Annotated in this window: 20 protein-coding genes; 10 read left to right on the top strand and 10 right to left on the bottom strand. The window is 43.0% G+C overall.

The window, feature by feature from the left end:
• Positions 1 to 26: 26 nt before the first annotated feature.
• Genes E5672_RS10430 through E5672_RS10420 form a run of 3 tightly spaced genes read right to left on the bottom strand, consistent with a single transcriptional unit; the run spans position 27 to position 4,237 of the window.
• Positions 27 to 905, bottom strand: a complete 879-nt coding sequence (locus tag E5672_RS10430; protein WP_136782139.1) for a transglutaminase-like domain-containing protein — start codon at positions 903 to 905, stop codon at positions 27 to 29.
• 18 nt (positions 906 to 923) lie between these two features.
• Positions 924 to 2,162, bottom strand: coding sequence for a hypothetical protein (locus E5672_RS10425; RefSeq protein WP_136782138.1), 1,239 nt, complete (start codon positions 2,160 to 2,162; stop codon positions 924 to 926).
• A gap of 44 nt (positions 2,163 to 2,206) precedes the next feature.
• Positions 2,207 to 4,237 (bottom strand): aminotransferase class I/II-fold pyridoxal phosphate-dependent enzyme, encoded by a 2,031-nt coding sequence (locus tag E5672_RS10420; protein WP_136782137.1) that lies wholly within the window; start codon positions 4,235 to 4,237, stop codon positions 2,207 to 2,209.
• Between the two features lie 197 nt (positions 4,238 to 4,434).
• On the opposite strand from E5672_RS10420, the gene E5672_RS10415 reads away from it, so the two are divergent.
• The 3 genes from E5672_RS10415 (at position 4,435) to E5672_RS10405 (ending at position 5,771) form a co-directional block, all read left to right on the top strand.
• Positions 4,435 to 4,800 (top strand): hypothetical protein, encoded by a 366-nt coding sequence (locus E5672_RS10415; protein WP_136782136.1) that lies wholly within the window; start codon positions 4,435 to 4,437, stop codon positions 4,798 to 4,800.
• Position 4,801: 1 nt separating this feature from the next.
• Positions 4,802 to 5,008, top strand: coding sequence for a hypothetical protein (locus tag E5672_RS10410; RefSeq protein WP_136782135.1), 207 nt, complete (start codon positions 4,802 to 4,804; stop codon positions 5,006 to 5,008).
• A gap of 106 nt (positions 5,009 to 5,114) precedes the next feature.
• The gene (locus E5672_RS10405; protein WP_136782134.1) at positions 5,115 to 5,771 is read left to right on the top strand and encodes a crotonase/enoyl-CoA hydratase family protein; all 657 of its coding nucleotides are present in this window, start codon (positions 5,115 to 5,117) and stop codon (positions 5,769 to 5,771) included.
• 57 nt (positions 5,772 to 5,828) lie between these two features.
• Here the strand turns inward: E5672_RS10405 and E5672_RS10400 are convergent, their stop codons facing one another.
• A complete protein-coding gene (locus E5672_RS10400) occupies positions 5,829 to 6,344 on the bottom strand; it encodes an Mpo1 family 2-hydroxy fatty acid dioxygenase (protein WP_136782133.1) in 516 nt (171 codons plus the stop codon).
• A 172-nt stretch (positions 6,345 to 6,516) separates the two neighbouring features.
• Between E5672_RS10400 and E5672_RS10395 the strand changes: the two genes are divergently transcribed.
• From E5672_RS10395 to E5672_RS10375, 5 genes are all read left to right on the top strand, one after another.
• Positions 6,517 to 7,380: an META domain-containing protein gene (locus tag E5672_RS10395; protein ID WP_136782132.1), complete on the top strand. Its 864-nt coding sequence runs from the start codon at positions 6,517 to 6,519 to the stop codon at positions 7,378 to 7,380.
• Between the two features lie 703 nt (positions 7,381 to 8,083).
• A complete protein-coding gene (gene betB, locus E5672_RS10390; RefSeq protein WP_136782131.1) occupies positions 8,084 to 9,550 on the top strand; it encodes a betaine-aldehyde dehydrogenase in 1,467 nt (488 codons plus the stop codon).
• 18 nt (positions 9,551 to 9,568) lie between these two features.
• The gene (gene betA / locus E5672_RS10385; protein WP_136782130.1) at positions 9,569 to 11,221 is read left to right on the top strand and encodes a choline dehydrogenase; all 1,653 of its coding nucleotides are present in this window, start codon (positions 9,569 to 9,571) and stop codon (positions 11,219 to 11,221) included.
• Between the two features lie 167 nt (positions 11,222 to 11,388).
• Positions 11,389 to 12,606 (top strand): BCCT family transporter, encoded by a 1,218-nt coding sequence (locus E5672_RS10380; protein ID WP_136782129.1) that lies wholly within the window; start codon positions 11,389 to 11,391, stop codon positions 12,604 to 12,606.
• Positions 12,607 to 12,740: 134 nt separating this feature from the next.
• Entirely contained in the window at positions 12,741 to 13,463 is a 723-nt protein-coding gene (locus E5672_RS10375; protein WP_136782128.1) for a TorF family putative porin, read from the top strand.
• 15 nt (positions 13,464 to 13,478) lie between these two features.
• Here the strand turns inward: E5672_RS10375 and E5672_RS10370 are convergent, their stop codons facing one another.
• The 3 genes from E5672_RS10370 to soxR all read right to left on the bottom strand — a co-directional run bounded on the left by E5672_RS10370 (position 13,479) and on the right by soxR (position 18,146).
• Positions 13,479 to 16,532, bottom strand: a complete 3,054-nt coding sequence (locus tag E5672_RS10370) for a ligand-binding sensor domain-containing diguanylate cyclase (RefSeq protein WP_136782127.1) — start codon at positions 16,530 to 16,532, stop codon at positions 13,479 to 13,481.
• 135 nt (positions 16,533 to 16,667) lie between these two features.
• Positions 16,668 to 17,663: a 23S rRNA (adenine(1618)-N(6))-methyltransferase RlmF gene (rlmF, locus tag E5672_RS10365; RefSeq protein WP_136782126.1), complete on the bottom strand. Its 996-nt coding sequence runs from the start codon at positions 17,661 to 17,663 to the stop codon at positions 16,668 to 16,670.
• Between the two features lie 6 nt (positions 17,664 to 17,669).
• Entirely contained in the window at positions 17,670 to 18,146 is a 477-nt protein-coding gene (gene soxR / locus E5672_RS10360) for a redox-sensitive transcriptional activator SoxR (RefSeq protein ID WP_136782125.1), read from the bottom strand.
• 109 nt (positions 18,147 to 18,255) lie between these two features.
• Between soxR and E5672_RS10355 the strand changes: the two genes are divergently transcribed.
• Positions 18,256 to 18,636, top strand: coding sequence for a VOC family protein (locus E5672_RS10355; protein WP_136782124.1), 381 nt, complete (start codon positions 18,256 to 18,258; stop codon positions 18,634 to 18,636).
• A gap of 33 nt (positions 18,637 to 18,669) precedes the next feature.
• Here E5672_RS10355 and E5672_RS10350 read toward each other — a convergent pair whose 3' ends face one another.
• Positions 18,670 to 19,383 (bottom strand): substrate-binding periplasmic protein, encoded by a 714-nt coding sequence (locus E5672_RS10350; protein ID WP_161569389.1) that lies wholly within the window; start codon positions 19,381 to 19,383, stop codon positions 18,670 to 18,672.
• Between the two features lie 108 nt (positions 19,384 to 19,491).
• Between E5672_RS10350 and E5672_RS10345 the strand changes: the two genes are divergently transcribed.
• On the top strand, positions 19,492 to 20,823 hold the full coding sequence (locus E5672_RS10345) for a M24 family metallopeptidase (protein ID WP_136782122.1): 1,332 nt from the start codon (positions 19,492 to 19,494) through the stop codon (positions 20,821 to 20,823).
• Positions 20,824 to 21,005: 182 nt separating this feature from the next.
• Here E5672_RS10345 and E5672_RS10340 read toward each other — a convergent pair whose 3' ends face one another.
• Both E5672_RS10340 and E5672_RS10335 read right to left on the bottom strand, forming a co-directional pair.
• Positions 21,006 to 21,473, bottom strand: coding sequence for a DUF3718 domain-containing protein (locus tag E5672_RS10340; protein ID WP_136782121.1), 468 nt, complete (start codon positions 21,471 to 21,473; stop codon positions 21,006 to 21,008).
• Positions 21,474 to 21,790: 317 nt separating this feature from the next.
• Entirely contained in the window at positions 21,791 to 22,903 is a 1,113-nt protein-coding gene (locus E5672_RS10335) for a hypothetical protein (protein WP_136782120.1), read from the bottom strand.
• Between the last annotated feature and the right edge of the window lie 99 nt (positions 22,904 to 23,002).

The following is a 23,002-nucleotide window of genomic DNA, read 5'->3' as shown; positions in this document are numbered from 1 at the left end:
CAATCACCAATAGGATAAGAAATCACCTATCTTTTTTGAACAACAGTAATACTCTCGGGGCTGTTTAGTACCGCTTTAGAGAGGCTCAAAGCATAACCAGGCCCTTCGTTACTTAAAATATGGGAAGGCAAATAAAACGTGTTAAGAGACTCTGCACCGTACATTGCTGCGTCTATACTCCACCAACGCCCATCAAGCCAAAACTCATTCCATGCATGACCAATTGCTTCGACAGTGCTACCGTCGTCAACTATTATCGTACCAATAACGACTCTGGCTGGGATAGCAAGCGCTCGTGCTAATGCGGCAGCAAGAACCGCGTATTCTGTGCAATCTCCGCTTTTAGATTTCGCAACCGTCGATGCAAAGGAGAAGCTATGAATATAAGAAGGCTCGGTAATATAGTTTGCAACAAATGCTTCAATCTCCGCGCCTACCTCAGCAGAGTAACTCTCTACTTTTGTTTCTTGAACGCTAGCACCTTTGCCTTCATCCTCTGCTTTTACACCTTTACCATAATCAGACAAGAAAGCGTCGGTTACTGCTTTAACTGACGCTTCTTCATAGTCAATTACAAACGTATTAGCAAGATATTGAGAGTGTGGGGATTGGGCATCTACCACTGCCATTACATTCTCACTTATCGAAAGCCTTAAAATACCATTGTGGTGACCTGCTACTTCTATGCCACGCCACTGGCCTAAAACCGTACTGACTAAGTCGGGGTCGTAAACCTTTACATCAAGCACTATCTCATTTCCAAGAGGCAACGACACATTTTCGCTTAGCGTTAGAGGGATTACTGCGAACTTAGGCGTGCTTTGCGCATAAACAGTGTTGGAAGCAAAAAGGCCAAGTAATAACGTGATAATCGCGACTTTTTTTCTGACTATTGTATGTTTCATAAGTTATCGAAAGCCGAGTTACAATTCTGTTGGCTTACCAGACACATACATGGGTGAAATGTGGAAATTCATAGGCCCCATTTTCATTTCAGCGTTTTGCATGATAAACGCCTCATCCACTGTATAGTTGACTTTAAAACCTATGACGTCCGCAGTCAGTTTTAGTAAGCCATTTTCAGTGCCATTTTTTTGCAGCTCTGTGGCTGTCGCCTGGGTGGGGTCTGTGTCAGCATTCCACATATAATAGGTAGCCGACGTTTTATCTGATGCCGCAAGTTTTTGCGTCTCAAGATAAGCGCCAAAGTTTGAAATAAACTCTCCGGTGAACGGGAGTTCAGAAGAAATTGCCTTCCCCTGAATTTCACCTTCTAACACCCATTTATCGTCTGGCATAGAAACGCCCATCGCAGAACTTAATTCACTATTTTCTACTGCATACTGATAGGCGTTAATTAGTGTACCATCAGCCCGACTCCAAGAACGAACGCGGGCGTCAGTGGATGCTACCGTACTTCCATCGACAGGTAATATTAACGACGTTGTCTCAACAATCTCCACATCGCCGTCGGCATCTTTAATAAATTTTTCCGACACTACTCCCACTAATTCGCCATGCATTTTCATACCATTAATGGCGTGAAAGAAAGGCTGTGGGTTTGAGGATTTGTCTACGGCATTAACAAAAGAGGAAAACACGTCTTTAAATGTTTCTCGGTAGCCGACTTCATTGTGTAAACACACTTGAAGGCCATTTGCTGTTTCTGCAGACATTCCCTTGAGCAGGCCCGACACGCGCTGTTCAGGCTCACCAAGGTTGTACAGTAAGTTGTAGGCGAAAACCGGTGTATCACCCATTGTTGACATATCTAAACTAAAATTAAACTGGCTATCGAGCACTTTCTCCTGCGCTTTTGAAATATTGGATACTGCATATTTCATCATATTCACAAGAGAGTTTGCTAAGCCGTCATAGTCTTGAAAAGCCCAGCATTCGACGGGAGACTCTGACCCAATATCAACGGTAAAATACCAATAGTCATCAATAGGTTTAGCATCAGACCACGTACCAATGGCGGTTGCGTTGATAGGAAACGCCGGTAGCGACACTCGGGTGCGAGGCAAGTCCCTCGCCTCTTTCTTCAATGATGTATTAAACCACTCAGGTAACTGTTCGCTTGTTACATAATCTTTAGCGCTCAAGGGGGAAGCAACAAGACCTGACATTAAGCCGCATACAAGCAAAGAACGTTTCATCATTTTTAATTCCTTTTAACTTTAAGGTTTTTATTTATTAGTTCAGTTTATTCTTCAGCAACAACATAAATTTCACCGTCGTAAATACCTTGGACGGTAAGCTTCTGGCTTGCCAGTGCCTGAAGATAGTCAATGTGCGCTTGTTCCACTTTCTGTCCAGGAACAATAAGCGGAATACCAGGCGGATACGGTGTAATTAAACCTGCTGCAGTACGTCCAACGCTGTTTTGCCATGGAATGGCTTCCCTAGGGCTGAAAAACGCTTTTGACGGAAGGTCGTCTAAATGAATTGGCGGAATGTCTGCCGGTAACGGACTCTTGCTCTTGCGCTTGCTTAGGTTAACGGCGCCGTCATCAAGACGTTTTAACGCGTTGTACAGTCTTACAATTTTAGAGCGCATTCCGCCTAACGTAAGCAGCACTAAAATAGTGCTATGAGTAAACTTCTCGATTTCTAAACCAACTTCGTCCATTAAGAAACGATGTATTTCTTGATTTGAATAATCGAGCGCCGAAACGTCAATTAAGATTTTAAGCGGGTCGTGCCCAATGTTGTCACTTTTAAAGTGACAAAACATATTCGCAAAGTCACTAGGCGAAAGTATTTTAAGTCGCTTGAACTTGGCCATTTGCGATTTGAGTTCGGCAACATTGCTTAATAGCTCATTAAGGATTTTGTAGCCTTCCATTTCCAGCTGCTGACGACATACATCAAGCGAGGCAATGAGTTGATACTTGGGCGAGGTACTGGTGTGAATTGCAAACACTTCTTTAAAGAAGTCTTTATCGAAATCCGGATCGTTTACATGAATAAATGATGCTTGCGAGAACGCCGACACCACTTTGTGCGCAGAGTGAGTAATATAGTCTGCCCCAGCGGCGATAGCAGAGTAGTCACGTAATGCAGGGTGGAACAAGGAATACGCAAACCATGCTTCGTCAATGAACACTTTAATGCCATGCTCATGGGCTAAATTTACCACCTGCTTAAGGTCGGTCAATAACCCGTCATAGGTACAGCCCGTCAGCACGATAAGTTTCGCGTCAGTATTTTCTTCAATAAGCTGCTTAATTTGCGCCATTTTAGGCGGTGAAAATATACCGTATTCAGGGTTAAATACACTGTCTAAATACACTGGCATGGCTCGCGCCTGAATAATGCCGTAGTGCACTGACTTGTGGCAGTTTCTGTCGGCAATAACTTTGTCGCCCTCACGCAACAGCGTCTGCAAAATAATTTTGTTTGATGTAGAAGATCCGTTCGTGACGAAATAGGAATGGCGAACTTCAAATGTATTCGCGACTGCGGCTTGCGCTTTACCAATAGCGTGAGTGCCATCTGATAGTGAGCCCAGCGAGTCTACGCTTACCGATAAGTCACTAACAAACACGTTACGCCCAAAGAAACGATAAAAATCACTGATATAGGGTGAATTTCTAAAGCTTGCGCCACCGCTGTGACCTGGCGTATGCCACGAGTCGTTAGACTCTACCACATAGTCTTTGTATTCAGTCCAAAATGGCGTTTCGTTTCTATCATCAAAATCATTGATGATATAACCCAAAATGGACTCTGGGTCTGAAATAATGTCGTTACGATAGAAGAATGATTCAATGCCATTGGCTTGGTTTACAATATCCAACCCTTTTACTGCATCGCCTAAGACATACACGGGAAGTTCTGGGCGAATGCGTTTAATGGCGTCGATAACTCTGGCGTTATTATCAATCACCGCGTTGCGTGCAGACGACTTTTCGCTTGTGGTTTTCTCGTTCGCGTTTTGTGCACTGACGCTTTCGGCTGCGGTGCTCGTATTTTCATTAAATACGCCATTTAAAGGCACTACGTCCGTCAGCTCTTTAACCTTCGCTACCACATCCCAGCTAAATACCACAGCCTGAATGTCACCGTCTTCACGAACAAATTGCAGTGCCTTTGCAACGGAGTTCGCTTCAAGCAGGCTTATTTCAACGTCACTTCTGTCAAAGTAAGCAATCGTGTTGCCTATACTTGATGTAATTTGTTCCAACAGATCAACAGCATCTTCTATAACGAGAATTTTTAAATGAGGGCGCATTAACCAACCATGTAATTAATAATGAGCATTTAGCACCAGGCTAAAACTCATAAAACTAAGAATCTATAAACTAATAATCTATAAACAAAACAGTAAAACTAAAAATAGTGTAACTCTGAATTTCACTGGTGTCGTGTAAACTCTTGCTATGTCGTAATAAAAGTGCGTAAACGAATTGGACGAGGGCTAAATCACTCATGCACACACCTTCCCTTCAGAACCAATTCCCACACGCTTATCTCTCAAACTCAACAGAGCACAAAAGTAACCTACGAGAATTCTTACACTACGCGAAAAATGTGCTCCCTTCTATTGCTTCAACGAAGAAAAGCACTTGGCCAATACATCATGACCACTGTTTTATGCGGGTGATTTTAGACAATATTGTCGGCTGTGCGTGGTATGAGGTCATTCCCTCGCCGGCCTATAAAAACCTGACCGACGAGCAAGCCAGCGCTGCATTAAACCTTGCCAAACAAATAGCCACTGAGAGTGTCTCGCTTCACGCACTCAACCAACACTCGAAACAATGGCGCAATAAGCAGCTAAAGCTGGAGTTTTAGTATGACAAAACGAACAACCATTAACGACGCAATTTTAATAGAGGATGGCCAAGACCTAGAGCGAATTGTGAAAGATAAGCGAGCGCAATGGCGGGCTAATAACGCGAGAGCGCGTCGCAGGCAACGCCGATATAAAAAGAAGCTTATTGCAGAACTTCCGCGAATTATTACCGATATTCATAGCACATATCCCGAAGATGAAGCCTAAAGCACTATCATAAAAGAAATCAATTACCTACAATCACTGCTAGAAAGTTGCGCTTAACAGAGTGTAACGTAAATTAATTCCTACTAAGAAAGTGACAGGACATACCATGGCGTTTAATTTAGCTATTAATAACGATATTGCAGTAATCACCTTTGACGACGGAAAAGTTAACGCCGTTGGCTTTGAGCTTATTCAGCAGTTTAACGATGCCTTAGATGAAGCAGAGCAAAACGCAAAAGCGGTTGTATTACACGGCGGTGAAGGCAAGTTTTGCGGCGGGTTTGATTTATCGGTAATGAAAGCCGACGACAAAGCCAAACAACACGAGTTGGTATCAAAAGGCGCTGAGCTAATCGTACGCCTATATAGCTTCCCACTACCTGTAGTCGTTGCTGCAGAAGGTCACAGCATTGCAATGGGCGCAATTATGCTTATGGCTGCTGACCTGCGCATTGGTAAAGACGCAGATACTAAGTATGGTCTTAATGAAACCGCCATTGGTATGGTACTCCCGCCTTTCGGTATGGAACTAGCCAAAGCTAGATTAGCGAATACGTCTCAAACTGAAGCTTTACTTTTCTCACGTATTTATCAAGGCAGTGAAGCGGTAAAAGCGGGCTTTTTAGATGCGGCAGTACCTCAAGAGCAGGTATTAGCGACAGCCATGGGTTATGCAGAAAAGTTGAAAATGTTGCCTAGACAGTCTTTTGCTGAGTCTAAAATACAATTGCGTAAAGAAACGATAGAGAAGATGAAAGCTTAGCGCTTATGTTATAACAGCGCGTTGAGACTGGTTATTTCAACGCGCTGTCTAAAGCAGTTACTTTACGGGTCCGGAGCGGCGTTCAATCTCTTCTTTAAGTGCACTTCTAAGGCCCAATTCAAAACTCAATTCAGCAAGCACAAATAGTGGTCCTATAGCCAGCCCCATTATGTCGTCTACGAACGCAGGCTTTTTACCCTCATAGTGATGACCAATGAACTGTAGCACCCAACCACCAATAAAAATGCCAAGTGAGATAGCAAGCCATGTTCCCATTTCATTCTGTGCGATAGGTTGAGCGAAATAGACCATAGCCCCCGTGATAAGCGTCATCACTACGCCAAGCTTTATATCTAACTTAATGTAGAACGCATTACCAATTGCCCAAACAAACAGCGCTGGGCTTATGATCAGCTCCCCAAAAAATGGCGCGCTCACTAGAAACGCAGGCTTACTTAGTAGGCAGAAAACCGAGAAAACAATTAGCGGAATACCGACGTAATGGGTGTATATGTTTCTTTGATCTCTGTGGTACTTGGCGTACTCACTTAAGTGCTGTTCTAAATTTTTCATACTGCATCAACCACAAATTAAATCGAGATTTCAGTTTACTCTGCTACTGCCCTCACAAACTGTCGTCTTGACGACAAACTAAACCAACGTCTATTTAGGACAGGAAACTTAGGGTGAACTTCGTAGGCAATCACGAATCATAGTAAAATTGATTAAAACAATTGGAGTTTTCATGACTTACAGGAAGTACCTTTGTGCTTTGGCAGGTTCAGCGCTTCTCTCTTTAACAGCGTGCAGCTCGGCTCCCTCTCTCTATTCAGATGAAAGCGAAGGCAGTGAAAAGCTTACCGAAGGCAAACCACTTACGTTAGCAGCTAGTCACTGGCAGGTTGAGAGTATAGGTCGGTCAGGAATTATCGATTTCAGTCATGTTACGCTTAACGTAAATTCAAACGGCGACACAAGCAGAATCAGCGGTAGTACAGGTTGTAATCAGTTTACTGGAGCGCTTAATGTAGAAGAAGCCGAAACAGTATTTAGTGATGAAAACTCAACTGAACCCTTTTCCACTGATAAGCTCATTCTCACCAAGAAGGCATGTGCTCCCGCACTGATGAATCAAGAACAACGCTTTATCGATATGCTAGCCGCATCGAAAAGTTATTCGATTGTGGAAAATACTTGGCTGGTGCTTTATGACGGTAATGGTAACGAAATCATTAGAGCGATTGTAGCGCAGTCCTCACAGTCGGCAGCCAATAGAGCAGCAAGCTCAACAAACCTTAATACTGATTCGGTGTTGTCTGAACAAACTTCATTGCAAAAACAAGATGTTGTTAGCTCAAACAGCCAAGAGTCGACCAAAACGTATACATGTGAAACGCCTAATGCCAATCTCGCTACATTACAAGTAAATACGCTGGGGCCAGACACCTTGGCCTTAACATTAAACAATACCCATCACATTGTGCAATTATCGCGTTCAGCTTCGGGGGCCAAATACACCAACAACAAGAATGTCGTGTTTTGGAATAAAGGTGATGCTGCCACCCTTTCGATCAACTCAGGTTATTACCATTGCAGTTTAAACACCTAAAGTGAAATAGATGCTTGTTTAACGGTTCTCGCCCCAGGCGTTAGCGTAGTGTCTACCTTAATATTTATCTGACATGATAAAAGGGCTTCATCTGCCCTTTTAGCGTCTCATTTCCGCTCTATCAAATTGTGTAGCGCAAAGTTGTTAGATCATTGCTTATAGCCCCGCGCGTTTTAGCCTTTATTCCAACTCAATTAGTTTCAGTTAAACATTTTCGCACCTTTAATAGGTCAATCAAAAGTGAATTAAGCATGGAGATAGCTAATTCTTTATATTTTTAATGTTTACACTTTTACTATTTAAAATCATTTACTTACCATCAAATTTCGAAGGTTACTCCTAGTAATTCCGCTTCTGTGACAATGCTCACAAGTTGAAACAATAGTTAGAACACTATACAATTTATTTTTATTGAACAGCCAATTAAAATAAAAACATCAGTAAAGAAACGTGCGACATTACGTTTATAAACCTTAAATAATGCGTCATTGGCGCAGTAGGTAACGATGTTTTTTACAGGGTGACTTTTACAAAGCGAAAGTGCTCTATTCGAGCAAGTTAACACTTCAATAGAGAAAATGATTTCAACACTATTCATCATTTTGAAACTATTTCTACGTATTAGGTATTCGTAATAGAAGTTAGTGCGCAGTACCCGCAAATTGGCGAAAGTTTTAGTCCTTTTAAAAGTAGGAGTTTATGCATGTCATTACCGACTTATCAGAATTTCATTCACGGCAAGCCGATGGCAAACAAAAGCAAAGAAACCTTTGCAGTAACCAACCCCGCAACCGGTGAGGTAATTTACCACGTAGAAGTGGCTGATGAGTTTATTCAACAAGAAGCAATTAAAAGCGCTAAAGAGGGTTTTTCAGTGTGGTCAGCAATGATGCCAATTGAAAGAACCCGCATTCTTAATAAAGCGGTTGCATTGCTTCGTGAGCGTAATGACGAACTCGCAAAGCTTGAAGTACTCGATACCGGCAAGCCTATTCAAGAAGCCGACTGTGTTGATATTGAAACTGGTGCTGATGTCATTGAGTACTATGCCGGCCTTGCTCCTACTCAACTAGGTACCCAGCAACCTGTGGGTGGCGATTTCTTCTATACGCGCAAAGAAGCGCTAGGTATCTGTGCCGGTATTGGCGCATGGAACTACCCTATTCAAATCGCTTGCTGGAAATCAGGCCCCGCCCTTGCCGCAGGCAATGCGTTTATATTTAAGCCGTCAGAAGAAACCCCAATGGGTGCGCTTAAACTGGCTGAAATTTTCACCGAAGCTGGCGTACCTGACGGCGTATTTAATGTGGTTCAAGGCGCAGCACAAGTAGGTCAGTGGCTTACAAACAGCCCTGACATAGAGAAAGTATCGTTTACCGGTGAGGTAGGCACAGGTAAAAAAGTGATGCAAAGCGCCGCTGCGTCGAACTTAAAAGACGTGACAATGGAGCTTGGCGGGAAGTCACCGCTTGTGGTATTCGAAGATGCCGACATTAGCCAAGCTATCAGCGCCGCTATGCTTGGTAATTTCTACACCCAAGGTGAAATCTGCACTAACTGTACCCGTGTTTACGTTCAACGTTCTGTGTATCAAGCCTTTATTGATGAGCTAAAAACCCGTACCGAAAACAATATTGTTATGGGCGACCCGCTTGACCCTAACGTAAACCTAGGCGCACTTATTTCTAAAAAGCACCAAGAACTGGTACTTGGCTATATTGCCAAAGGAAAAGAAGAAGGCGCAACGCTGTTAACCGGCGGGAACGCTGCCTCTCCGGCATCTGCACCAAATGGCTATTTTGTTGAACCAACAATTTTCACCGACTGCACTGACGATATGACTATCGTTAAAGAAGAGATCTTCGGGCCAGTAATGAGCGTTTTGGTTTTCGATGATGAAGACGAAGTGATCGCACGGGCGAATGACACTGAGCTAGGTTTAGCCGCCGGTGTATTTAGTAAGGATATCCAGCGCGCACACCGCGTTATCCACCAACTTCAAGCCGGTATTTGCTGGATAAATGCATATGGTAACTCTCCGGCTGAAATGCCTGTAGGCGGCTACAAACAGTCTGGCATTGGACGTGAAAACGGCGTTGAAACGCTTAATAGCTACACACAGACCAAATCGGTTTATGTAGGTATGAGCCAAATTGAGAGCCCGTTTTAAGCCGCAGTAGGAGTACATATGCATACATTTGATTACATTATTGTTGGAGCTGGTTCTGCCGGCTGCGTGCTAGCGAACCGATTATCAGAAAACCCAAAGCACAAGGTGTTGTTACTGGAAACCGGTGGCTCAGATAAAAGCATTTTCATCAAGATGCCAACGGCGCTGTCTATTCCTATGAATACCGACAAGTATGCGTGGCAATTCAACACTGAAAAAGAGCCATATTTAAACAACCGTGAAATGCACTGCCCCCGCGGTAAAGTGTTGGGCGGCTCATCATCCATTAACGGAATGGTATACGTACGCGGCCACGCTAAAGACTTTGATGAATGGGAAGCTCACGGCGCAGAGGGCTGGAATTATCAGGCGTGCCTACCCTATTTCCAAAAAGCTGAAACCTGGTACAAAGGTAACGACGCTTACCGAGGTGGCAATGGTGAACTCGGCGTTAACAACGGTAACGAAATGAAGAACCCGCTTTATACGGCCTTCATTAAAGCCGGCGAACAGGCGGGCTACGACATCACAAGCGATTACAATGGCAAGCAGCAAGAAGGCTTCGGGCCTATGCATATGACCGTGAAAGACGGCGTACGCAGTTCGGCAAGCCGTGAATATCTTGACCCGGTAAAATCGCGTAAGAATTTAACCATAGTGACTGGCGCGCTGGTTACTAAAGTTGTGCTTGAAGATAAAGTCGCAAAAGGCGTTGAATATGTGGTTAACGGTAAAACTGAAACTGCCGCCACATCTAACGAAGTGATTTTAAGTGCCGGCTCTATTGGCTCGCCACACATCCTGCAGCTTTCTGGAATTGGCGACAAAGAGATTCTTGAAAAAGCAGGTGTCGATGTTAAGCACCACCTGCCGGGTGTAGGTCAAAACCTGCAAGATCATTTGGAATTTTATTTCCAGTACAAGTGCAAACAGCCAATAACGTTAAATCGCAAACTGGGCTTAATTTCAAAAGGGTTGATCGGCGCTCGCTGGTTGCTTGACCGTTCTGGGTTAGGCGCTACGAATCACTTTGAATCTTGCGCGTTCATTCGCTCGAAAGCAGACGTGGAGTGGCCTGACATTCAGTACCACTTCTTGCCTGCCGCTATTCGATACGACGGAAAGTCAGCGTTTGATGGCGATGGCTTTCAAGTGCACGTAGGTCACAACAAACCTAAAAGTAGAGGTAGCGTAACCCTTCAGTCGGCTAACCCGACGGTTCCGCCTAAAATCTTGTTTAACTACTTGCAGCATCCAGATGATATCGAAGGGTTTAGAGCATGCGTAAGACTTACACGAGAAATCATCGCACAGTCAGCATTCGACGACTTCAGAGACGGCGAAATTCAGCCTGGCGAGCACATTCAGACGGATGAAGAAATAGACGCTTTTGTGCGTGAAGCCGTTGAAAGTGCTTACCATCCGTCGTGTTCGTGCAAAATGGGCGAAGATGAGATGGCAGTGGTTGACTCTCAAACCAATGTTCATGGCATTGAAGGGTTGCGAGTGGTGGACTCTTCTATCTTCCCCACTATTCCGAACGGAAACCTAAATGCGCCGACCATCATGGTGGCGGAGAAGGCGGCAGACATCATTCTGGGTAGACCCGCTTTGCCACCACAAAATGTGGCGGTAGACATCCACCCTAATTGGCAAACCGAGCAACGCTAAACGTTAAAACGATTTCGCACCAGTGTGCTTGTTCTACAGCAAGCACACCTTCCACAGTGCCTATATGCCGCCGTTAAAGGTGACGATGCGTGTAGCTGGGTGGACTGTTGAATAACGAAAAAAAGGAAAAAACATGCTTTATTTTTATCAATACTGGGAGGGTGATAATGACAGTATGGCTTAGTGCAGGCATTATTTTCACTCTACTTTCTGTAGCCTATATTTTGTTTAAATGGGGCAATATGAAAGTGGTCGGCGTAACGCCGGTTAGAACCTTTACCTTTATTGCTATTCTTTTTACCTCAGGTTTGGACGTGGGCCTTATTATGTTCCCGCTCACTGAATTTGCTGGTTATGCTGACATAAGCGCAAGTCCTGAATATGCCTTCACCAATCCGCTCGCCATTGAGTTTGGGTTTTGGGGGTTCTTAATTTGGGGGTTTTACTTTCTTACTTGTTTTTATTTCTGCGTAATCGAGCCGAAAGTAAAGTTTTTCGAGCTTCCGGTTGTTAAGTTCGTAAACAACGTTGTAATCATCGGCACCTGTGCCTTCACGGCGTTTTTACTGCTGTCTAACCTTCCATGGTATTTGCCGTCTGTAGGTGATGGTGAATCTGTAGTACCTGCGTTCTACCTAATCGTATTCGCAGCCATTGCCTTTGCGGTCTATTCAAGTACTAGTATTAAGTACGTGCGTATTTTAAGCCTTACAACCACATGGGTATTCATTGCCCTAATTATTGGCATGTGGGCCGCAGCATTTGTGTTTGGCGAAAGTGAGATAACGGCTTATTTTACCAATTTAGGTCTTATTGGCGGGTACTTTGCGAACATCGATAACTTCGTACTACCCATTAATGAGTATCACGAGTTCTATCTATTTTGGTGGTTCAGCTGGAGCATCATGATTGGTCAGTTTACGTCTCGTTTTGTGGGCGGCCTTAAAACTTACCAAGTTATGCTGGCTATGATGGTTATCCCATCTATCCCTATCGCTGCCTGGTTTTCAGTGTTGTACCACTATCACAGTGCCGGTATTCCTACAGAAGGAATAACCAATATGGCGATGGTATTTGTAGGTATCGTTTTTGTAATCAACTCACTTGATTCACTAATAAGACTTTATACCGACAACCTTAATATGACTGTGGAGCGCATTGGTAAAGGTAACTACATTGCTCTGAACATAGTCGCACTGTCGTTACTTACACTGCTGTTCAAACTAGATTTCTTGCAAATTCAGTGGGTGGGTGCGTTAGTAATCGCTATCTTCTTCAGCTGCTTTGCTTTCATTTTAAGTCAGAAGTTTAAATCGGTGACGGCCATTAAAACATCGCCGAAAGAAAACAAAATTGACTTTACCAAGATAGAAAATCTTAACTAATCAAATCACTTCTTACCTCGTTAACATTGGCTCAGTTTGAGCCAATGAGGGTAAGTGTTGCCCGATATCTGCCTAAAAGCGTATTAAATAGAAAACGGGCCAAATAAAACAACGATAAAAACAGGTGTTTAACAATGAAAAAATTGAATTCTTATTTTACATCCACGCATATTTTCACAGTGGCTATTGTCGCAGCGTTATATTCTTCAGCCACGTTCGCTGATTGGAGCGCCAATATCTCTGCGGTTTCAGATTATACCTTCAACGGCGTTAGCCAAACGCAAAACGACCCTGCACTACAAGGTGGCGTTGATAAAGCATTTGATAACGGCACTTATGCAGGCACGTGGGCATCTAATGTAGATTTTGGTGGCGATACAAACCTTGAATGGGATTTTTACGTGGGTCGTTACCAAATGCTAACCGAAACGGTGAGTTTGGACTACGGCATCGCTTATTACTCTTATCACGGTGGCGATGATTCAAGTGATGGCAATTACCCAGAGGTGTATACCAAGTTTGGTTATGCCAGTGACTACGGTAGCTCAGAACTAAACTTCTGGTACACGTGGGATTACTTTGGAACAGGCGCAAAACACGCTATCGCAATGGTTGCTCATACCTTTGAACTAGCACCCAACCATCATTTACGTGCAAGCTTTGACGTGTCTAATTCACTAGACAGTGACAAGTGGCTGTGGAATGGTGATGACACCTCTTTCTACCACTACCGTTTGGCTTATCAGACAAGCTACGAAGGTTTTGATTTCGAAATTGCTGCTGAAAACACAAATCTTGATTTTGATACCGCCGATGAGCGCATTGTGTTTGGTGTGTCGAAAACCTTTAGCTTTTAATCCAATAAGCTCGTACTAATCATCGCTTTTATTTTTTAGCGATGTAGACAACAGTAGACCTTTATTTGCAGCGTTGGAAAGACCATTGACACTCCAGTCTGTCCACGCTGCCATCTCTTTAAATGCATTAATAAAAATAGTGGTATTTCGACCATTATTTTTAGCTTGATACAATGCCCAGTCCGCAATCAAAATGGCATGTTCCCATACCTTTGAATCTAGCATACAATCATCCCAAGGAAGCTTAGTTGCTCCTATTGACATTGTAATGGGCTTAGGTAGTTCCAAAACATGGTGAAGCGTCGCTATAGCGTTATGAAGTCGCTTATTAAACTCACCAATATCGTTTGGATTTATTGACGGGACGACTAACAAAAACTCTTCTCCACCCCACCTTATTAACCTATCAGTGTTTCGACTGACTGTTCGTAGCGCTTGGCCAACATGATGAAGTGCACTATCACCCTTATCATGACCGTATGTGTCGTTTAGTTGTTTAAAGTTATCAAGGTCTATAAGAAAAATAGCGCACACTTCTTCGACGCCATCTGACGCATCCTGCTGTTCTGTTTTCGCATTTACTGCTTCAAAGATCTTGGGTGCGAAGTTTTTAACTGCTCTTCGATTGTATAAACCTGTTAGAGGGTCGGTAATTGCCGCCTCTTCTAGCGCTTTGTTTTTTTGTTGAAGCTCGCTGTTTACGCGCTCAAAAGCGGCAGTACGCTCATTGACTCTAGCTTCAAGTATCTCGTTTCGTTGTCGATACGAAGCAATGCGAAGGCGGTAAATAATATAAAAAACTGCAAGCAAGGCTAAAACGCCGACTAGCTTAGCCCAGTTAGACTCCCACCAATGAGGCGTTACATAAAGTACTATTGCGTCTCCAGGCAGCCAACCCTCGCCATCAATTCTAGACTGGACTTCAAAAACCGTTTCTCCCGCTGACAACTTAGCTAAAAAAGCCTCTTCTCTTGAACCGGAATATATCCAATCACTGTCATCTAAACGATATCGATATTCTGGGACCGACTCTGCCGAAAAAATGGGACGTGAAAAAATAATCTCTGCATTTCTCTTTGTGTTGAGATTTATTCGATTGCTGTAATTATTTTCTCGTTTGCCATCAACATAAACACCCGTAATGATAGTTCGCGCCGCTAACTCATGGTTTTCACTTTTTTGAACCGCTACTACACCGTTTAATGTTGGCAAATATAGGGTATCTTTAAACACTATAGATCTTAAATTACCCGCGCCATTACAACATCTCAAATCGGCTCGTGCGCTGAAGGTACCATCATCTCGCAAGACAACAGTGCTCTTTACATGCGAGTCAGTAATATCGTCGATTTCCACATACGCAACGCCACTTGCACCGCTTAACCAAAGTTTATTACCACGGGTTGTTACACTGAAAAAATTTTGAAATGGTAGTCCGTTCTTAATGTTAAATGAGCGCCACTGCTTACTTTCATCAAGCATCAACAAACCCTGACCGTAAGTTCCTACGAAAAGCCTTCCATCATTTAACTCAAGTAGTGAAGAAGCAAACACACTGGTACCGTTAAGTAACTCTACTTCCCGCCACTTCCCATCTGTTTGACTAAACAATCCTGACTCTGTGCCTACCCACAGTACACCGTCCTTCGCTGTCAAGATGCTGCGAACTGATTGCTTTTCAAATAGTGGAACGGACTTAAAATCGACACCGTCAAATTGGAACAGGCCCTTTGTCGTCGCTACATAAAACGCATCTTCTCCTTGGTATAAGGTATTTATTTGCAGACCTGTAAATTCAGGTATCGCCTCAAACTGTGATGCTCCGTTCTTGCTCCTAAAAAGGCCTCTTCGAGTGCCAACCCAGAATTCGCCGTTACCTTCAAAAATACTATAAGCATCGTTACCTTCTACTGCGCTGGGAGGAACTATTAGTGACCAGTCGTCTTCGGACTTACTTTCAAACACACCTTTATTCGTTGCTGTGTACAAGCGATCTTCCCGGGCAAAAAAGGACCATATACGAGCACTAGATATATTTTGTGTAGGAGCTACACGCCGTACGTTCGTTTTCCAGTATATTACTAACCCATTAGCTTTCGTACCAAGAAACCACGTCTCTTCATCGTTAAGAAGCACGCTATTGTCGAGCAGAAGGTTATTATCTACAAACGGTGTTAAGCTATTGAAAGTAGGCTCAGCTTCTGAAGAAATATCAAGAAGCTGGCCTTTATCCGAAACCGCCACTACGCCCCCGTTTTGAGTGCTAAATAGGCTCTTAAATTTAATTTCAGCAAAGGCTGGCATTGTCTTAAAAAGACAGCTTTCAGATGATAGTGTGAAGCGATGAAGTTTTTGCTTTTGCAATATGTAGACTGTATCTTTTTGCACTAACAGACGTTCTGCATTGGCAAAAGCGCCAATGGGGTAGCGGCACTTCTCTTGCACTGAGGACGTAAGACTGGTCTGCAGCAACTCACCTTGAGTCGTTAGCAACCACAAATTACGACTATCATAATACGAGTTTGTAAAAGTAATATCTGCGTAACTGTAAGGCTTGGCTCTGTCGCCTTGAAGTGACCATAGTGAATCAGTAATTACCCACACCGCGTTTTTAGCATCGGCGATAACTTGCTTTATTGGTTTGTCATCAAAATTAGCGCTAAATGCCTCAAACTTACCATCATCGAAGCTCACTAACCCGACGCCTGTTACTATCCAAAGTCGTCCTGTGTTATCAAGGAACAGTGCATTGATCCAGTTAGAGCCTAACTCAGGTGTATTGATGGTATTGAAAAACTCGAATTTGCGTCCGTCAAATCGAGCAAGTCCGTTCTCTGTGCCAAGCCACACAAAGCCATTGTTATCTTTGACTATTGATTTGATAGATATCTGAGGCAACCCTTTTGCCGATACATATTGCCCTACATCATAGGTCGGTACGCCAGCCACACTCCACTTCTCAACGCGGTAGCTTTCGCCCCACGAAGCAGCACTCGAAAGACCCAAAAACACAATAATTAAAGAACATAGACAGGTTATGTTGAATAAAGAAAAGGGACGGTTTTTCATTGAACCTCAAAGAAAACAATTAAAGACGTCGGGAGCTTGAATTTCACAATAATGAAGACGTGCTATTTAAGAACAAACCTTTACGACAATAGTTGTTCACATCACCTACGCTGTCAAATCAACATTCGTATGAATTTAGTCAGAAAAAGACCACGCTAAGAAGCGGCTTAGCTTGCTCCCCTGCCCCATATCAATGACTTTACACTGCGTCGCACCATAATAATTAATGCTGGTTTTTAGCGGTTTCAAATGAGCACTTTTCGACACTAAGCAGGTAAACCATTCTACGTTGCCTTTCACAGAGACACTTTCTTGAATCATGCGCTGAATGAAAGCAAGTTCACCGCCTTCGCACCACAGTTCATTGGCTTGCCCCGCAAAATTCAAGTTCGCGTCATTACCTTGGTAAGAAGCATTTTGACCTTTTAGCTTAGATGTACGACGCCCAAAACCTTGATCCCGATTATCAGTGAACTTTGCACCACTTCGTTTCTTTTTGTTACGGGTTAAATTAGATGTCTTCCTTTGCGTGCCAGACAGTGCATCTTGCGCAGACTTGTGAAACGGAGGATTGCACATAGTAAACGTAAACCGTTCATTTGCTTCAATCACGCCGTTGAAAATACTTGCTCTATTCGCTTGTTTACGCACTTGGAATTTATGGGCTAACACACTATTTTTACTAGCAATAGCTTTAGCACTTTTTACTGCGACGTCGTCAACATCACTGCCTACGAACGACCAGTCATAGGATGAAACGCCGATAATAGGATAGATAGCATTTGCGCCCACGCCTATATCAAGCCCACGAACGTTTTGGTCTTTCCCGTTTTGACTCTGCCCGCCCTGCGCACTGCTGCTTTTTAATTTTAATAAGTCAGCAATACCGTGGATATAATCTGCTCTTCCAGGTACAGGGGGACATAAATATCCATCAGGAATATCCCAATATTCAAGACGATAATAGTGATGAAGTAAGGCCGCATTAAGCACCTTCACCGCTTTTGGGCTGGTAAAATCTATACTGGTATTGCCACTTTTAGCTTTAACGAGAAAAGGCTTAAGTGCAGGGTATGACTGGCACAGCGCATCCATGGGATAGCCGTTCTTATGGAGATTTTTTGGGTGCATGAAGCGCTACTTTTTGTGTGAAACTAAAAACTGAGACTGCACGTTTTCATCGAGCAACTGGGCACCGCTACCTTGGGCTGCCACTTTATCGTCGCTATTGTAAAGCCTACAGCGCTCTAATGACAAACACCCACAGCCAATACAGCCCTCTAGCGACGCCTTTAAACTGGTCAGCGCGGCTATTTTTGCTTCTATATGCTCATTAAAAACCCTGCTTAACTTTGCCCAATCAGCTTGTGTGGGCGTTCTGTTGTCGGGAAGTGTAGACAACAGATCTTTTATATTAGCAAGGGAATAACCCATGTTTTGCGCTATTAAAATAAAAGAAACCCTGCGAATAACAGAGCGAGGAAAGGCTCTATTTCCGCCACTTGTGCGTACAGAAGGAATAAGGCCTTCATTTGCATAATAGCGAATTAATGACACTGCGTTTCCTGTACGCTTTGCGATAAATCCAATACTGACCATAGGTTCCGGTGCCATAACGCCTCCCACTTCTCCTGTTTTAAATTGCCGCTAAAAAACACTTGATCTAAAGTTAGCTTTAGATATTAAGCTCTTTCTTGTCGATTATCTACACAAGGAAAAATACATGACCACGGCATACTTAGAGCATACAAATATCACCGTTGAAAACCCAGATGAGCTAGCAAGCCTTCTCTGCACTTTGTTTGACTGGAAAATAAGGTGGAGCGGCGGTGCGAAAAATGACGGCTACACCGTACATGTAGGAAGCAATAAGGACTACCTTGCGCTATATAGACCTAAAAAAGTCAATAACATACAAAGCGATTATAAAACCTTGGCAAACATTAATCATATCGGGATTGTTGTGCCAGATTTAAATAAGACCGAACAACGGGTGCTTGCCCTGAATTTCAATACCTACAGCCACGGTGACTATGAGCCAGGTAGACGCTTTTACTTCATGGCACAGCAAAATATAGAAGTTGAGGTAGTTTCCTACTGCTGAATTATGTTGTTGACCTACCTTGTGGTAGTAAACTTAAAAAGGCATGGTAAGGCCATACTTATAGTAAAGCTGCGCGAGTACACCTTGCTCGCGCAGAACTTCTAATTGTTCATCAAATGTTGTTTTAAGCGCCAAACCATGATCGGTGAAAGCAAAAGACCAATATAATTCAAAACTGCCTATCTCTGATACTTCGTATTCCGATCTATCATCACGTTCATTTAAGGCAAGCTGCACTAAACTGTCAGCTCCAACATAGAAGTCGATTTTTTTCATAGCCAATAAAGTTAAGCCTTTATATGAATCTTCAACTTCCAGCCCCATTTTCGCTTTTTCTAAATATGGATAGTACACCATATCTTCATAACCAGAACGGTAAGCGCCGAGTTTGTCATTTAGAGCGCTTTGCGTAAGGGCATCTTCAACACGACTTACCATGACTACCCTATCGATAAGTACTGGTTGCTTAGAGTGGTAGAGCCTTTCTGTTTTATGCATAGCACCTGTCATATCAATATTACCCTGTAATACATTCTTTACCGCACGTTTCCACGGATAATAGTGGATGTCTAATACGTACTCAGGCTCTGGAAAAATTTGATGCATTAGCTCGTTATAAAAGCCGCTTCCATCATAATCAGTATAGCCTTGCCAATAGTCAGTGCCCCATTTAATCGATGTTTGCGCAAACGATTTTAAACTCACAAACGAACAAAACAGCAAACAAAAGCAAGCAGACAATTTCATCAAGACATCCATTTAATTGATTTATATATACAAAGCGAAATTTACATGTTAACGGTATAGAGAATAGCTGGTAAATACAAAAATAAATGCCAAATCAACGGAATGCATATGAAAAAAATTATATTTCTTCTACTCACCTTTTTTGGTTTCAGTGTACAAGCCAGTTCTGTGCTTTCGATGAAAGAAAGAAGTGTCCTAATCGATAGCATACTTGAACAGCGCTTCAATGATGTACTCCCCCAAATTATGGAGCGAGAGGGCATCGATATGTGGGTGTTAATGTCACGGGAGTACAACGAAGACCCGGTTTTGAAAACCATGCTGCCTTCTACTTGGATTTCTGCCAGACGTCACACCATGTTAGTTATTTTTAACCCAATGAACGGCCAACCTCTAGAGCGCTTAGCCGTAGCAAGATACGCGGTAGGCTCACTATTTAAAAAAGCGTGGGATAAAGAAGCTCAACCCGACCAGTGGCAAGCCTTGAAGCACATCATTGAAGCCCGTAACCCCTCGAAAATAGCTATTAATACATCAGATGCATTTGCACTTGCAGATGGTATGACTTCTACCGAACACGAAAAATTTATGGGTGTACTTTCTAATGAGCTGAAAAGCCGTGTTGTGAGTGGTGAAAGGCTTGCTATAGGCTGGTTAGAAACGCGCAGTGACCTGGAAATGCAGTACTATCCAGTTCTAACTCAAATTGGTCACTCTCTTATAGCAACGGCATTCTCAAATGAAGTCATTACACCTAACGTAACAACTACAGACGACGTTGTTTGGTGGCTTCGCGATCAAACTCGTGCACTAGGGCTCACAAATTGGTTTCACCCTACGGTTTCGATACAACGGCAAGACAATGATGTCTTCGATCAGATAACCGCTTTTAGCAAACGTCCTGGCGAAAACATTATTCGGCCAGGTGATCTGATACACGTTGATTTTGGCATTACCTACTTGCGACTTAACACTGATCAACAGCAGCATGCTTACGTGCTGAAACCTGGAGAAAAAGACGCGCCTGCGTCACTTAAAAAAGCACTAAAATTGGGAAATCAGTTACAAGACATTTTGACCAGCAATTTTAAAGTAGGAAGAACGGGCAATGCCATTTTGAGTAGGTCGCGACAACAGGCTATTGAACAAGGTATTTCCCCCGCAATTTATACTCACCCACTTGGTTTTCATGGGCACGCGGCTGGTCCAACAATAGGAATGTGGGATGCGCAAGAAGGTGTGCCGATTCAAGGTGACTACCCAATGTTTGCACAGACGGCCTATTCAATTGAGCTTAATGCAGCGAGTTTTATTGAAGAATGGAACAAAGAAATACGAATAATGCTGGAAGAAGATGCGTTTTTTGACGGAGAGAAAGTGATGTATTTAGATGGAAGGCAGACTGAATTTCACTTAATTCATCCCGCTAAAAAACAATAAATACATGTCAAGGCTTGTACTTATTTACAATGGTAAAGGGTATCAATTGACAAGAATAGCCAGTATTAAAGAAGAGAGTAAATAATAAAACTCGTAAAGTGTCAGGCCTTTCGCCCTTTCAAGCGAAAGGCCATGAAACTGTACAAAATATTAGCAGTAGGTTGCTACCCTAAAACGTAGTCTTATTCAGCTGCAGTGCGAACTACTACGTTTTCTGCGCTGTATTCACGCACAAAGTCAGACATTTCTTTGTGGTTACAGATAATGTTTTCACCTTCCAGACCGAACTTCGCTAGTGCAGCATCTTTACCTACAGAAAGTGCTTCTAAACAAGCTTGTGACGCAACGTCTTGGTTCTTAGCAACAAGTGCTACAGTTTTTGCGTTTTCAGTGGCTTTGTTGTTCTTGTACATGTAAGCAAAAGTGCGAAGTGACTCGCCGTTACAACGTACAGATGCACTGAACTCTTCAGCGTTAAAACCATTTGCGCGAATAAGGCGCAATGCAGGGCCAAAACCCTCTTTAGCCGCAGTCAAACACGCTTGTGTTTCAATGTTGTCGTTAATTGGCTTTAGTACTACGTCTTTTGCGAAAGATTGAGTAGCAGCAACAGATAGTGTTAGAGCAATAGCGAAAGTGGACAGTTTCATTTTTGAATTCCTATTTTGTAACTAAATTAGATATCACCTAAGTGATGTGTACATTATGAACAAAACTTTCAAAAAATAAAGCTTTTTTCGTAATTTAATTACAGAAAATTGGAATTAAACAGACAGATCACGTCAAAAATGAAAGTTATTTACAAAAACTAACATGTTTTATATAAAATTTTACATATAAGTATTTTTAGTTACAGGTGTAGAGTCGAGATGCACAAAAAAACGCGCATGAAATTGCTTTCAGCGCGCTTCGTTTTGTCAATAATAAGAAATCAAGTTGAGTAGCAGAGTAATATTAAAGTGTAAACCTATAAAATGAGGTCATGCATCCAATTAAGTGAAGGTAACTGCTGTTCTGGTTGGTAAAAAAGTCGATTGAGTCTACCCAATAAATTAACGGAACGACTGGGATCGTGTGCTTTAACCCTGTGCTCGCTTTCAGTAAGCATGAACTCCCATGGCTGAAGATTGAGTTCATCTACCTCTTCTTGCTTAACGCCTAGTGACTTTAGCGTTGACAAAATTCGCTCCGTTTTGCTTTCAGCAATAGGAATAATTTCCTTGCCGTATAAGCTATCTAGCGGCTCATTGATAGCTTCTAGCGTGTGATTTATAGCTGCCCAAACTTCATCGTGATCAAACGCCCAACCTCGCGGAGCATAGTACCCCTCAATTTCCCATTCAAACTCAGCGTTGCTTACGGCGATAGAACTTTCCGCTTCAGGAGAATAGGCTAGATCAGGTTTAGCACCAATATTGTAGGCGTCTACACTCATGGCAACGCAAATGATCAAGTCACCACAATGTTGTTTGTTTGTGTAAAGCGCTTCAAAGGCCGCCCGCTTAACCCCCATCCAACCGTGTACTCTTGAGGGCTGTTCAACAAAGTGTCTTACATCATCGGGCAGGTCTTCGCCATAGGCATTGATGAGCAAAGGAAGCGGATTCTGATCTGGCGCTTCGTCTGGCATCCACACTTCGTATTCTTGCCTGTTGTCAGCTTTTCCTCGACTTTTTATTCCATAGGACAAATTCACAGGACGACATATACTTCTATCTTCATCCACTTTGTGGAAATACTCAGAACGCATGCGTTTAATGAATGGCGCGTCTAGTCCTGCTAACGCTGCCGTTGGGTAGCGATAGCCTATCTCACTATGTTCAACCATGTGTATTGTGGGGATAGCCTGTGTCAGCTTACTTTTCAGCCCCGATAAAGCGGTGACCTTGGGTAATACAATACTTCGCTCAGGCTCTATGGTCAGCCTGCTTCCATCTTCGGTTACGAACTTTGGCGTTTTATGAAATTCGTAGTCCGAAAACCCTAAAGTGTCTACCGCTGCGTTCCTATATCGAGAAAGCTCACTGAACAGCGCGGTATGATTGCGAATATGTTTAAATAACGGTCTTGATGCGGTCATTCTCTCTCCATTTACGCTACTTCCATTTGAGCTAATTACTTTTAGTGTTGTGTACGGTCAAATTATTATTTGCCAACTTATCTTTCTAGCTGCTCTCAC

The sequence above is a fragment of the Alteromonas portus genome, from assembly GCF_005117025.1.
GTDB classification, from domain to species: Bacteria; Pseudomonadota; Gammaproteobacteria; order Enterobacterales; family Alteromonadaceae; genus Alteromonas; species Alteromonas portus.
This window is presented reverse-complemented; position numbering and strand designations above follow the sequence as displayed.

Bases quoted from the DNA above. Each gene is read 5' to 3' on its own strand.
- E5672_RS10370 (WP_136782127.1), bottom strand. From the start codon at position 16,532: ATGAAAAACCGTCCCTTTTCTTTATTCAACATAACCTGTCTATGTTCT.
- E5672_RS10415 (WP_136782136.1), top strand. From the start codon at position 4,435: ATGCACACACCTTCCCTTCAGAACCAATTCCCACACGCTTATCTCTCA.
- E5672_RS10375 (WP_136782128.1), top strand. From the start codon at position 12,741: ATGAAAAAATTGAATTCTTATTTTACATCCACGCATATTTTCACAGTG.
- E5672_RS10395 (WP_136782132.1), top strand. From the start codon at position 6,517: ATGACTTACAGGAAGTACCTTTGTGCTTTGGCAGGTTCAGCGCTTCTC.
- E5672_RS10350 (WP_161569389.1), bottom strand. From the start codon at position 19,383: ATGAAATTGTCTGCTTGCTTTTGTTTGCTGTTTTGTTCGTTTGTGAGT.
- E5672_RS10380 (WP_136782129.1), top strand. From the start codon at position 11,389: ATGACAGTATGGCTTAGTGCAGGCATTATTTTCACTCTACTTTCTGTA.
- soxR (WP_136782125.1), bottom strand. From the start codon at position 18,146: ATGGCACCGGAACCTATGGTCAGTATTGGATTTATCGCAAAGCGTACA.
- E5672_RS10355 (WP_136782124.1), top strand. From the start codon at position 18,256: ATGACCACGGCATACTTAGAGCATACAAATATCACCGTTGAAAACCCA.
- betB (WP_136782131.1), top strand. From the start codon at position 8,084: ATGTCATTACCGACTTATCAGAATTTCATTCACGGCAAGCCGATGGCA.
- betA (WP_136782130.1), top strand. From the start codon at position 9,569: ATGCATACATTTGATTACATTATTGTTGGAGCTGGTTCTGCCGGCTGC.
- rlmF (WP_136782126.1), bottom strand. From the start codon at position 17,663: ATGCACCCAAAAAATCTCCATAAGAACGGCTATCCCATGGATGCGCTG.
- E5672_RS10430 (WP_136782139.1), bottom strand. From the start codon at position 905: ATGAAACATACAATAGTCAGAAAAAAAGTCGCGATTATCACGTTATTA.
- E5672_RS10425 (WP_136782138.1), bottom strand. From the start codon at position 2,162: ATGATGAAACGTTCTTTGCTTGTATGCGGCTTAATGTCAGGTCTTGTT.
- E5672_RS10400 (WP_136782133.1), bottom strand. From the start codon at position 6,344: ATGAAAAATTTAGAACAGCACTTAAGTGAGTACGCCAAGTACCACAGA.
- E5672_RS10410 (WP_136782135.1), top strand. From the start codon at position 4,802: ATGACAAAACGAACAACCATTAACGACGCAATTTTAATAGAGGATGGC.
- E5672_RS10335 (WP_136782120.1), bottom strand. From the start codon at position 22,903: ATGACCGCATCAAGACCGTTATTTAAACATATTCGCAATCATACCGCG.
- E5672_RS10420 (WP_136782137.1), bottom strand. From the start codon at position 4,237: ATGCGCCCTCATTTAAAAATTCTCGTTATAGAAGATGCTGTTGATCTG.
- E5672_RS10340 (WP_136782121.1), bottom strand. From the start codon at position 21,473: ATGAAACTGTCCACTTTCGCTATTGCTCTAACACTATCTGTTGCTGCT.
- E5672_RS10345 (WP_136782122.1), top strand. From the start codon at position 19,492: ATGAAAAAAATTATATTTCTTCTACTCACCTTTTTTGGTTTCAGTGTA.
- E5672_RS10405 (WP_136782134.1), top strand. From the start codon at position 5,115: ATGGCGTTTAATTTAGCTATTAATAACGATATTGCAGTAATCACCTTT.